10 protein-coding genes are annotated in these 11,816 nt (G+C 37.8%); 5 read left to right on the top strand and 5 right to left on the bottom strand.

All coding sequences use genetic code 11. From position 1 onward, the window contains the following. On the top strand, positions 1–1,377 hold the full coding sequence (locus ACKWBX_RS13520) for a DUF5689 domain-containing protein (RefSeq protein WP_413969234.1): 1,377 nt from the start codon (positions 1–3) through the stop codon (positions 1,375–1,377). Here ACKWBX_RS13520 and ACKWBX_RS13515 read toward each other — a convergent pair. The 3 genes from ACKWBX_RS13515 to ACKWBX_RS13505 form a co-directional block, all read right to left on the bottom strand. Next, entirely contained in the window at positions 1,374–1,781 is a 408-nt protein-coding gene (locus ACKWBX_RS13515; RefSeq protein ID WP_413969233.1) for a response regulator, read from the bottom strand. The genes ACKWBX_RS13520 and ACKWBX_RS13515 overlap by 4 nt on opposite strands. Before the next feature lie 184 nt (positions 1,782–1,965). Continuing rightward, complete coding sequence (locus ACKWBX_RS13510) at positions 1,966–2,376, bottom strand: response regulator (protein ID WP_413969232.1); 411 nt, start codon at positions 2,374–2,376, stop codon at positions 1,966–1,968. A gap of 1 nt (position 2,377) precedes the next feature. After that, positions 2,378–5,335 carry a PAS domain S-box protein gene (locus ACKWBX_RS13505; protein ID WP_413969231.1) on the bottom strand — a complete coding sequence of 986 codons (2,958 nt, stop codon included), beginning with the start codon at positions 5,333–5,335 and terminating at the stop codon, positions 2,378–2,380. A gap of 204 nt (positions 5,336–5,539) precedes the next feature. Between ACKWBX_RS13505 and ACKWBX_RS13500 the strand changes: the two genes are divergently transcribed. Beyond that, entirely contained in the window at positions 5,540–6,010 is a 471-nt protein-coding gene (locus tag ACKWBX_RS13500) for an ankyrin repeat domain-containing protein (protein ID WP_413969230.1), read from the top strand. A 14-nt stretch (positions 6,011–6,024) separates the two neighbouring features. After that, positions 6,025–6,801, top strand: coding sequence for an amidohydrolase (locus tag ACKWBX_RS13495; RefSeq protein WP_413969229.1), 777 nt, complete (start codon positions 6,025–6,027; stop codon positions 6,799–6,801). On the opposite strand, the gene ACKWBX_RS13490 is transcribed toward ACKWBX_RS13495, so the two are convergent. Beyond that, on the bottom strand, positions 6,785–8,401 hold the full coding sequence (locus tag ACKWBX_RS13490; protein WP_413969228.1) for an Ig-like domain-containing domain: 1,617 nt from the start codon (positions 8,399–8,401) through the stop codon (positions 6,785–6,787). The genes ACKWBX_RS13495 and ACKWBX_RS13490 overlap by 17 nt on opposite strands. 51 nt (positions 8,402–8,452) lie before the next feature. After that, positions 8,453–9,121: a ComF family protein gene (locus ACKWBX_RS13485; RefSeq protein WP_413969227.1), complete on the bottom strand. Its 669-nt coding sequence runs from the start codon at positions 9,119–9,121 to the stop codon at positions 8,453–8,455. A 78-nt stretch (positions 9,122–9,199) separates the two neighbouring features. On the opposite strand from ACKWBX_RS13485, the gene ACKWBX_RS13480 reads away from it, so the two are divergent. Both ACKWBX_RS13480 and ACKWBX_RS13475 read left to right on the top strand, forming a co-directional pair. After that, on the top strand, positions 9,200–10,096 hold the full coding sequence (locus ACKWBX_RS13480) for a hypothetical protein (RefSeq protein WP_413969226.1): 897 nt from the start codon (positions 9,200–9,202) through the stop codon (positions 10,094–10,096). A 37-nt stretch (positions 10,097–10,133) separates the two neighbouring features. Next, positions 10,134–11,675, top strand: a complete 1,542-nt coding sequence (locus tag ACKWBX_RS13475; protein ID WP_413969225.1) for a glycine--tRNA ligase — start codon at positions 10,134–10,136, stop codon at positions 11,673–11,675. Positions 11,676–11,816: the final 141 nt, after the last annotated feature.

The raw sequence follows: 11,816 nt of genomic DNA, 5'->3' as shown, positions 1-11,816 counted from the left end.
ATGGAATTTAAAGTCTTTAAAATACATGTCTTTGGAGTTTTGGTAAGCGTATTGCTATGTGTAGGATGTGTCAAAAATAGAAGCTTTGATGCCCCTGAAATTACTTGTTCAGATAATGTTACGGCAAATACTACTTATGCGGAAGTCAAATCCTTATTTAATGAAGAAACCGTTCAAATTCAGGAAGATTTGATTATTGAAGGCTATATAAGTTCATCTGATAAGGCCGGTAATTTCTTTAGTGTACTTTATTTTCAGGATAGCCCCGTAAATCCTACGGAAGGCTTTCAAATTGAAATCGACCTTAGGGATTCTCATCTGTTTTATGGGCTTGGGCAAAAGGTTTTTATCAAATTAAAGGGATTATATCTGGGTAAATCAAAGGGGGTATTTAAACTGGGAGGTGTTTTTAGCGCATTTGGAAATATTTCCGTTGGAAGATTGCCATCCGCGGCGGTAGCCGATCATATCTTTGTTTCTTGTGATGTTCCGGCCATTTTGGAGCCGAACCTTGTTTCTATTGAAGGTCTAAACGAGAATTTGACCAATACTCTGGTTCAATTCATGGATATGGAAATTTCAGAAGCGGAAATAGGGGAAATCTATGCAGTTGAGCGCGAAGAAACGGAACGTACCTTGATTGATTGTAATGATAACGAATTGACTTTATTGAATAGTGGTTTCTCAGATTTTCAGGCTGAGATATTACCAGAAGGAAGAGGGTCAATAACTGGGGTTCTATTGCGTGAAAATGATGATTACCTTTTAGTGGTTAGAGATTTGGAGGACATCAATTTTAATCAGGAACGATGTGAAGATTTGATTGATGAGTTTACATCCCGGAATATTTTCATTTCCGAGTTGGCCGATCCGGACAATAATGTTGGAGCTAGATTTGTGGAACTCTATAATTCGTCCGATTCGTCTTTGTCTCTAAAGGGTTGGAGATTGGAGCGTTATACGAACGCTAGCACAACGGTTAGTTCTTTTATAGATTTGTCGGATTATACGATTGCAGCAGAAAGTACTTTTATCATTTCGCCAAATACGGAGGAGTTTGAAATAGTATATGGTTTTATACCAGATTTGGGCATTGGAACAAATTCTCCGGCAGATTCTAATGGAGACGACAACTTGCAATTGGTAGACCCCTTTGGAGAAGTAATAGATGTATTCGGAAGAATTGGCGAGGATGGCACAAATACGGATCATGAGTTTGAGGATGGCAGGGCAGTAAGGAATATAAATATTCTAAATGGCAATCCCGTCTTTACCTTTTCGGAATGGACTATTTTTAACGATACCGGTAATGCCGGAACAACGAATGAACCTCAGAGTGCACCTGAGGATTTTAATCCTGGAGTCAGGGGAATTTAAAAGACGCGTCTTGAGGATAAAATCAAATCTAAAGAATCGTCAGAAATAGGTTTTAAAACATAGTCCTTGACGACTTCATATTTTTTGGATTTTGCTATGTTCTCAGGACTAATAAACGAACTTGCAACATAAATGTCGCAATTCTGGATTTTGCTCTCTGGGATTTTTACAAACTCCTCTAGAAATTCCCAACCATTTTTTTTAGGCATGTTCAAGTCCAATATAATGATTTCCGGCAAAGGAATATTTTCGACGAGAAGACCTATTAGACCATCTATGGCCTCTTGGCCATTTCCGTAAGAAATAATATTATCACAAAAGCCAGTATCTTTCATGATTCTTTTTGTATTGAAAACAAAAAAATCATCATCATCTACAATACAACATGTGTTAAAATTCCCCATTCTTAACCAGTAAGCAAATCCACATAAGTGTTTTTATAAATTAGTGAATTTTAATGAGAATTTTTTAAAAAAAGTAAGGCACTTTTATTTTGTTGAACATTACTTTTTCAAATGCAGATTTTATATCAAAAAAGTTAAACAAAAAGTTTATTTTTCAGTCCAAAAAATAATAAAGGCCTAAATATTAAGCCACTGCACCTCCTAAAATACTTTCCAAATCGTTTGGAGTAATTGGTTTTAAGATATAGTTGTTCACCGTTTTGTAGTTCTTCACCTTTTCCAAGTCTCTAGGGTCTACTGAAGAACTTATAATATATATAACGGTTTTTTGCAAATTTTCATTTGGAATTTGTGCAAATTCATCCAAAAACTCCCAACCGTTCATAATGGGCATATTTAAATCTAGAAAGATGTACTGTGGTATTTTTTCTCCCGCTTCGGAAATTGCCATTAGCCCATCCAATGCTTCTTGACCATTATTGTAGATGATAATAGAATCGCAAAAATCAATTTCTTGCATGATTCTTTTGGTCCCGTAAATGAAAATGGGATCATCATCTATAAGACAGCAACTTTCAATTTTTGTAGTGTTCATTTTATCCTTGCTTAAGGTTTATGCAAAAAGTAGCTCCTTTGTCTACCTCGCTGGTTACGGAAATACTTCCGTTCATTGATTCTATTTGGTTTTTTGTAATAAACAATCCAATTCCTTTGGCATCCTTGTGTTTGTGAAAGGTCTTGTACATTCCAAATATCGTCTTGCCATGCCTTTTTAAATCTATTCCTTGACCATTGTCTTTAAACTCAATTTGAACATAACCATTTTTAACGGTAGATGTTATTTCTATGACGGGTTTCCGTTCCTGAGCACTATATTTAATGGCATTAGTGTACAAATTTAAGAATATACTTTCAAGATAGGCAGGTACTGCCATTACAAAATGAGACTTAGCGACATTAATTTCTGATGTCAAGCCTTTTTCTAGAATTAATCCTTCAATACTTTTTTCGATTTGTGTTATTGTATTTAAAACACCAACGCTTTCCATTTTTTCCAATGCCCCGGTTTTTACCTGGACTACTTCGTTCAAATGGGCTATAGTTTCCGATAAACTTTCGGTGGCATTGGTAAGCATGCCATTTAGGTTTTTTCGTTCGTTCTCATCTTTCTCTTGATCAAGAAATTTTGATAACATGCTCAAATTACTGGAATGAGACCTTAAATTATGGGAGACGATATGTGCAAAATTCAATAGGCTATCATTTTGGCCTTTTGTAATTTCTATTAAAGTCTGTGATTTCTTTTCCGCTTCTATTCTAGAGGTAATATCCAAAACCTGAGAAATAAGATGGCTCAATTTTCCATTTAAATCCTTGGCGGCGGTAACCGTGAGAATGGTATGTATTAAACGGCCATTTTTGTGATAAAACCTTTTTTCAAATTGATATGTAGAGATTTTACCATCCAATACCTGCTGCAATAATTCCATATCTGCATCCAAATCGTCCGGATGTGTAATTTCCTGCCAAGTGATTTTTAAGAATTCTTCTTCCGTATATCCAAAACTCTCACAGAGTCCTTCATTTACAGAAATCCATTTACCGTCTAGGCCAACTAAGGCCATACCCGCTACTGAGTTTTTAAAAGTTTCTGTAAAAGATTCCTTGCTGCGTTCCAGTTTTAGTCTAGTTTGTTTCAGTTTTGTAATGTCCCAATTGGCTCCAATAATATTTTCGACTTTTCCACTTGGGCCTTTTTGTGCTTCTCCAAATGCAATTAAGTGAATCATAGTGCCATTGGGTCTGATACCTCTAAATTGCGTGTTAAAAGGCTTTCCTTTTAAAATTGTCATTTGTAGTTCTTCACCAACTCTTTCTTTATCTTCTGGATGAATTCTGTTCATCCACTCATTTAACAAATCCGAAGAATCTTTTGGAATACCGTACATTTCATACATATTATCATTACAGATAACCATATTTTCTTCAATTCTATAATCCCATATTCCAATTTTTGCTACCCGGGCGGCCACTTTTAAACGCTTAGCGGTTTCTTCAAGTTTTAGTTCGGCAATTTTTCTGGGTGTAATGTCCATTATCTGGGAGATAAAATGGGAAATTTTTCCTTCAATGGTTCTTACTACGGTTACTGTGAGCACTACGAACACTGTACGTCCGCTTTTATGATAATACCTTTTTTCTAATTGATAACTATCTCTTTTTCCTTCAATTACTTCATTAAATAAACCTAAATCTGTATCCAAATCTTCGGGATAGGTAATATCCTGAAATGTTAATTCAAGCAGTTCCTCTTCGGTATAGCCCAAACTGTCACATAGGCCCTTATTTACTTCTACCCAACGCCCATCCAATCCTACCAAAGCCATACCAATGGCAGAGTTGTTAAAAGTATTCTTGAACGACTCCTTGCTACGTTCCAGTTTTAGTTTAGTCTGTTTTAACTCTGTGATATCCCAATTGGTACCGACCATTTTAATGGCATTCCCTTTGCTATCTCTTTCTGTTTTTGCTATTGCTTTTATGTTTTTGACCTCGCCATTGGGCCATAGTACGCGGAATTCCGTATCAAATTCCTTTTCTCCAGAAATGGCCTGCTCTATTTCTAGATTACCTCTTTCCTTGTCTTCTGGATGCACGCCAGCTTGCCATGCTTCATAAACACCCGAAAAATCTTTTTTATCTATACCGTAGAGGCGGTACATGTTATCGTCCCATATGAGGGAATTATTTGAGATGTCGTATTCCCAAATACCAATATTTGCAGCTACTGTCGCTACTTTTAAGCGTTCAGCAGTCTCTTGGTATTTTAATTCGGATTTTTTCTTTTCATTGATATCTTGGAATGTTCCAAAAAGGCGAACGCAATTACCATCTATAATCTCTGCCTCCCCTTTTGTGCGGACCCAAACTTCGTTGCCCTTATGGGTAGTAATGATCAGTTCCGTATCCCAAGGTTTCCCTTCCGTCATGGCGAGGCTCACTAACTCTGTAATTTTCTCTCGGTGTTCACCTTCTTTGTAATAATCGATCCCCTTTTCCAAATCAGGCGTAAAACCTTCGGGAACCTCATGAATATCATGAGTAATACTGCTCCAGTACACGCTATTATTTGTAAGGTCTACTTCCCATCCACCAATTCTTGCAACAGCTTCGGCCTTTAATAACAGTTCTTTCTCCCTTTGTTCACTGGTTATATCGTCAAGTATAACAATTACCCCACCAATGGTATTATCTTGATTTTTCCATGCTTTTATTTTCCATTTGAACCATTTTGTGCGCCCACTTGGCAAAAAGCATTTAGAACCTGGATTCAACTGTGTATTCCCATTTAACGCTTCGTGCAAAGCGTTTTTTAGTTCTGTTGGAGTTTCCTCAAAAATCACAGAGAATTTTTTACCGATCAAGGAATTTTTATTAGTGGCATATCTATTGTACCATTCATCGGAATGGCTATTAAATCTTAATTGTGTATCCAAGATGGCAACTGCCGCTGGTGAATCCTTTATCAAAAAGTTGGTGGAAAGGGTTTCCATTTAAAAACGGTTTTAGGTAAATATAAGATTTTAAAGTAACGTAGGAAAATACATATAAATTGCAATAAATTAAATAAATCGAATGAACACCGGCAATTTGTTAACTTTTAATATTGAGTTTAACACCTTTAAAACAGAATACGGGTATGGAGCGGGATTATTGAAATTGTATTAGGATGTATCAGTTTTTTTATACATTTAGGTATGGATACAAAAGAGCGCTTTTTTGAAGAAATCAGGAAAGGAGATTTGGAAAAAGTTAATATAATTCTTGAAAAAGACCCCAAATTGATAAATAGCAAAGACCAAAGAGGCTCTACCCCTTTGATATTGGCAACGTATTATAAAAAAGGAGATATTGCTTCATTACTTATTGATAAAGGAGCCGCAATCGATGCTAAAGATGCTTCAGGAAATACAGCGTTGATGGGGGTCTGTTTCAAGGGTTACACTGATATTGCCAAGTTATTGATCCAAAAAGGAGCCAATGTTAACGAAAGAAATACCATGGGAGCCACAAGTCTTATTTATTCGGCTACGTTCAATCACTTGGAGATTGCAAAGTTATTAATTGAGAACGGGGCGGACAAGGTCATAAAGGATGCAAAGGGCAATACGGCTTTGGACCATGCAAAAATGAAAGGAGTGCCCGCGTTGATCAATGTCTTACAATAAACAGTTATAGATCAATGGGAAAGCGTTTAAAAGTAGCCTTGGTACAAACTTTACTACACTGGGAAAACCCGATGGAAAACAGGAAAATGTTTTCAGACAGAATCCAAGAAATTTCAGATGACGTAGACCTTATCGTTCTTCCAGAAATGTTTACAACTGGTTTTACCATGTCTCCAGAAAATATTACCGAAAATGAAGGTGCCTTGACCATTTCTTGGATGAAGGAAAAGGCAGCCCAAAAGAATGCGGCTGTAGTCGGGAGTTTTGTATATAACCAGAACGGTACATATTACAATAGGCTCTTTTTTGTTAAGCCTAACGGAGATTTATCGTTCTATGATAAGAAACACACCTTTACTTTGGCCGGAGAGGATAAAAAATATCGTAAAGGCACTGAAAAACTGATTGAAACCTTTAGGGGATTTCGTATCTGCCCGTTGATTTGTTATGATCTGCGTTTTCCGGTTTGGTCCAGAAATACGGAAGACTATGATGTACTTGTTTATGTTGCCAACTGGCCAGAAGTCAGGATTGCGGCCTGGGACACTTTGTTAAAGGCTAGGGCCATTGAGAATATGTCCTATTGCATAGGCGTTAACCGTGTAGGAACTGATATCAATGGGCATGCGTATTCAGGACATTCCGCTGCCTTTGATAGTTTAGGAAAGCAGTTGTGTTTTTCTGATGAAAATCAAGTTCTCGAAGTTTCTCTGAGCTTAGGGCATTTACAAAAAACAAGAAGCAAACTCGGCTTTTTAAAGGATAGGGATAGCTTTAATCTAACAGATTAAACGTTTCTATTACTTCCCAATTGGCCCTTATTTCAATCATATTAGGTCGGTAACTTACTTTCTCGGGCTGTAGTTTTTTCGATAAACTCCCGGTATCCCATTTCCCATTTTTATTTTCATCAAAAATAACCCTGACCATATAACTGGCCGGTTTTATATTATTGAATTCATATACAGTTGGTTGTTCCGCATAGATTTCCCGTTGCGTCTCGCCCTTTTCATTGGTCAGTTGCACAATTAGGGGATACTTTATATTGTTACCGTTTAGGTTCAATGTCAAATTTCCGTAATCCGCCAAACTTTTTGTGTTTAAACCATAGAATAACGTATCATTTTTATTCCCGAAGAAATCTTCTATGGCACCCGGCAGTAATGCTATCTTATACGTTTCGTTTGGTTCTAACGGAAAGTCAAAATTCAACCTGTTCTCTTCACTATCTAATTTTACTTTAAAATCCATTGGTATGGAATCCTTTACCATCATGGAAATTTTGGAAGTATCCGCAGAAACAATAGGTGTATTCAGACTAATATTGAATTCTTGGCCAAAATCTATACTTCCTCTTGGTTCCGCACTCAGAATGAGTGAATCTGTAGCAACCTTTCTCTTCTTCACGGTAAAGGTGTCAATGACCTTTAGCGTTTCATTGGTAACGGTAAAGACGATGGAATCCATTTCAAAGGGAGTGAACCAATAGTTCAGCGTATCTTTTTTTGGTTCTTTCAAAATGGTTGTTTTTACGGTATCCGGTAAAGTGGTCAAAGGTTTTATTTCAATGTTCTTTCCATTCCCATAATAACCAAAACTGATTCTGTTTTTAGAAACCATTGAGGGTACGGCAACCGCATAATCTTGTACTTCCTTAAAAAGATTAAGCAGATATATAGAATCCGTAGGCAAATTGATGGTGTCCGCAACAAAGCCAATTTTGTCCGTTCTTTGATCAAAGATGTTATCCTTGTTCGCATCTTTGATGGCAAAGAGCGAATACTTTCCTTTTTTTAGGTTTTTCAGCCTAAAGATAACGGTACTATCCAAGGTGTTGGTGATGTAATCAGGTGGCCTCCGGTAGATGGTAGAATCAGTATATGCGGTATCTATCTTATAGAGCATCACACTGATGAATTCATCGGCCTCCTTATTGAAAGCATCCTTGACCACACCTGCCAATTCCAAGGAATCTATATAGTCGCCGGTTGAAAAAACGTAGGTCAAAAACGGATTAGGGTTTTCTTCGTTATTATCAACAATACTTTGTCCAAAATTCAAGGTATAGGTAGTATTTTCCAACAGGGTATCCTTCAACTGAATTTCCACATATTTGGCCGTACCGCCTTGGGGAGATAATTGGGGTGGATATTTTAAGGGCGGAGAAACAATAAGTTGTTCCTGCACGTCTTTCAACTTCACTAATTCATCAAAATATAGCCTTATTTTCTGTTTGTCAAAATTAAGGGTCATATTCGGTGGGTCCGCTCGTAACAACTCAGGTGGTGTCTCGTCCTTAGGTCCTCCGGTGGGGGTTCCCCGTCTAGCGCATTGGTATAGCCCTAAGGCTATGAATAGTAGAAAAAGTGAAGCTAAAATTCTTCGTAGCATGTTCATATAACTCTTCCGCAAAGAAACAATATATTTAATTGAAAAATGAAATTAGGGAACTATGGCCATACTGGCTACATATATTGATATTCCTTTAACATCTTTGAACGCCTGGGTGCAGATTTCCATAGTGGCACCGGTCGTAATGACATCATCTACCAAGAGAACATTTTTGTGTTCCAGCAATTTTGAATCGGAGAGCTCATATAGCGACCTGTTGTCATACCAACGGCTTAATCTGGTTCTTTTGGTCTGGGTACGGGTATCGGCCGTTTTGATAAGGGCATCCGGCCAATACCTGCTATTTAGGTGAAAAGCCAGCCTCTCCGCAAAAAGAGCCACCTGATTATAGCCTCTTTTTTTTAACTTTTTCTGATGAAGCGGAACAGGGATTACAAAATCGATTGCTGTGAGAAAACCATTTTCCTTAATGGTCGCACCATACCAATCTCCCAAAAAAGCTCCGATTTGCTCCTGATTCTTATATTTTAAATGATGGATCAAGTTTTTTACAATCCCCTGCTCAGCATAAAAGAGAAAGGAACTTGCTTTTTTTATGTTAATTCTACCATAAAAAATACGGTCAACACTATTTTCTACGTTAAAGGTGTGTTCGGTGAGTGGTAATTGATGTCGACAAACGGTACAGATGTGCTTCTCTCCTCTATTTAATCGAGCATTACATCCAAAACACGCTATAGGCAGGAGTACGGTGTTCACATCATTTATTATATTTACAAGCTTAGCGCGTAACAAATCTTTATAATTAAATTAACCTACAAAAGGCCATTTGTTTGGATGGAGAGTCAAGATAATAAATTCAATTACAAAATAATCCTTGCTGCTTTGGTTGCTGTGGTAATTGGGGTCCTAATCGCCTTTTATTATAGTTATGCCCAATCTCAAAGCCAAATTAATTTCTTGGAGCAAGAAAAAGCCATTTTGGTAAAGGACCTTACCATAATGAAGGCTGATGTTGACCGACTTTCTGCCTTGAACGAAATAAACGAAATAGAACTACAGGACTCAAAAGATAAGGTACAACAACTATTGGATTCCGTAGGCAGGTTAAATTTTACGGTTGAAAGGCTAAGGGAATTCAAAACCGAACTTCGCAGGTTGGAATCTAAAAATGACAGTCTTAAGTTGAAAAATAATTTTCTAAGATATAACAACTCTTTGTTGACCGATAAGTATGAACAAATGCGCAAAGAAGCGGAATTGCTCAGGGCCAGTAGCACTACCTTGGCCGAAGCAGAAGCCCTGCAACGCAGGAAAATCTTGGAACTGAATCAAAAACTAAAGAACAAGAGTTATTTAAAGTTGCAATTTCCGGAAGCGGCTTCCTTTAGATTACGCGGTTCTAGGCCCATAGAAACCAACAAAGCTTCCACCGTTGAAAAAATAAGGGGTTGCTTCACCATTATGCCGGACCCAAGCGAAACAAGGGCAGAAAAGGTACTTTATCTTCAGTTCTTGAATCCTGACAAACAGGTTATAGAGGACAATGCGAATACGATTACGGTAAATGGCAACGTATATAGCAAAAGGGTAGAAGTCCTTTACAGAGGTGAGCAGATGGATGTGTGCGATTTCATCACTATCCCGGAAGAATCTTTGGAAGAAGGTATGTACACATTAAATGTTTTTGAGGATGAAAGACTTCTGGCCTCATCCGAATTTCAATTAAAATAATTATCCTTCTTTTTAGCTAAAATTCTATTTTTGCCACATGGCAAAACAAGAAGACGATTTCAAGAAAGTTATATCCCACGCAAAGGAATACGGTTACGTATTCCAGTCCAGTGAAATTTATGATGGTTTAAGTGCTGTTTATGATTACGGTCAGAACGGTGCCGAACTAAAAAAGAACATACGCGAATACTGGTGGAAAGCCATGGTACAACTCAATGATAATATTGTTGGGATAGACGCTGCCATATTTATGCACCCGACCACATGGAAGGCTTCGGGACATATAGATGCTTTCAACGATCCTTTGATTGATAATAAAGACTCCAAAAAGAGGTACCGAGCAGATGTTTTGGTGGAGGATTATGTTGCCAAGATCGATGCAAAAATCGAAAAAGAAGTCAAAAAGGCGTCCAAACGTTTTGGGGATTCCTTTAACAAAGAAAAATTTTTGGAAACCAATCCACGGGTCTTGGAATATCAAGAACGCGGTAATGCTATCTTAAAAAGATTGGGAAAATCTTTGGAAAATGAAGATTTGGCAGATGTAAAATCCCTTATAGAAGAGTTGGATATTTCTTGCCCCATGTCAGGTTCCAAGAACTGGACAGATGTAAAACAGTTTAATTTGATGTTTGGCACTAAACTGGGCGCTAGTGCGGAAAATGCCATGGATCTGTTCCTGAGACCGGAAACGGCCCAGGGTATATTCGTTAACTTTTTAAATGTCCAGAAAACGGGAAGAATGAAGATTCCGTTTGGGATTGCCCAGACCGGAAAAGCATTCCGAAACGAGATTGTCGCTAGACAGTTTATTTTTAGAATGCGCGAGTTTGAACAGATGGAAATGCAGTTTTTCATTCAACCGGGCACTCAAAAAGAGTGGTATGAAACTTGGAAGGAGAAACGTATGAACTGGCATCTTTCCTTGGGTCTGGGAGCGGACAATTATCGTTTTCACGATCATGAGAAATTGGCTCACTACGCAGATGCTGCCTCCGATATTGAATTTCGTTTTCCGTTCGGGTTTAAGGAATTGGAAGGCATACATTCCAGAACTGATTTTGATTTGGGGGCACATGAAAAATTCTCCAACAAAAAGTTACAGTATTTTGATCATGAGACGAATACCAACTACGTACCTTATGTATTGGAAACGTCCATTGGTCTGGACCGGATGTTTCTGGCCGTTTTTTCCAATTCCTTACAAGAAGAAACGTTGGAAAACGGTAGTATGAGAACCGTCTTGAAGTTGCCTGCTGTATTGGCACCGACCAAGGCCGCCATTTTGCCTTTGGTGAAAAAAGACGGACTTCCGGAATTGGCCAAAAATATAGTGGAGGATTTGAAATGGGATTTCAATATTGCCTATGACGAAAAAGACGCCGTTGGCCGAAGGTACCGTAGACAAGATGCTAATGGGACACCCTTCTGTATTACGGTAGACCACCAAACTTTAGAAGACGAAACGGTTACCGTGCGTCATAGGGATTCAATGGATCAGCAACGTGTAAAAATTACCGATTTAAAATCCATTATTTCCAAAGAAGTGGATATGCGGGAGTGGTTGCAAAAAATTTGAATCTTACTGACCGATTTTATTGAATATAAGAAAGCATCGGGTTTAAATTTCAAATGCTATTTGCTAAGCTATCATACTTGACATAGTCAAAAACAATTAAAGTTGTTGCGTAGTATAAACATTACCAATAATTGGATAGCT

The sequence above is a fragment of the Maribacter algae genome, from assembly GCF_047345745.1.
Taxonomy (GTDB): Bacteria; Bacteroidota; Bacteroidia; order Flavobacteriales; family Flavobacteriaceae; genus Maribacter.
Note: the sequence above shows the minus strand (reverse complement) of the source record. Positions and strands in the feature narration are given on the sequence as shown.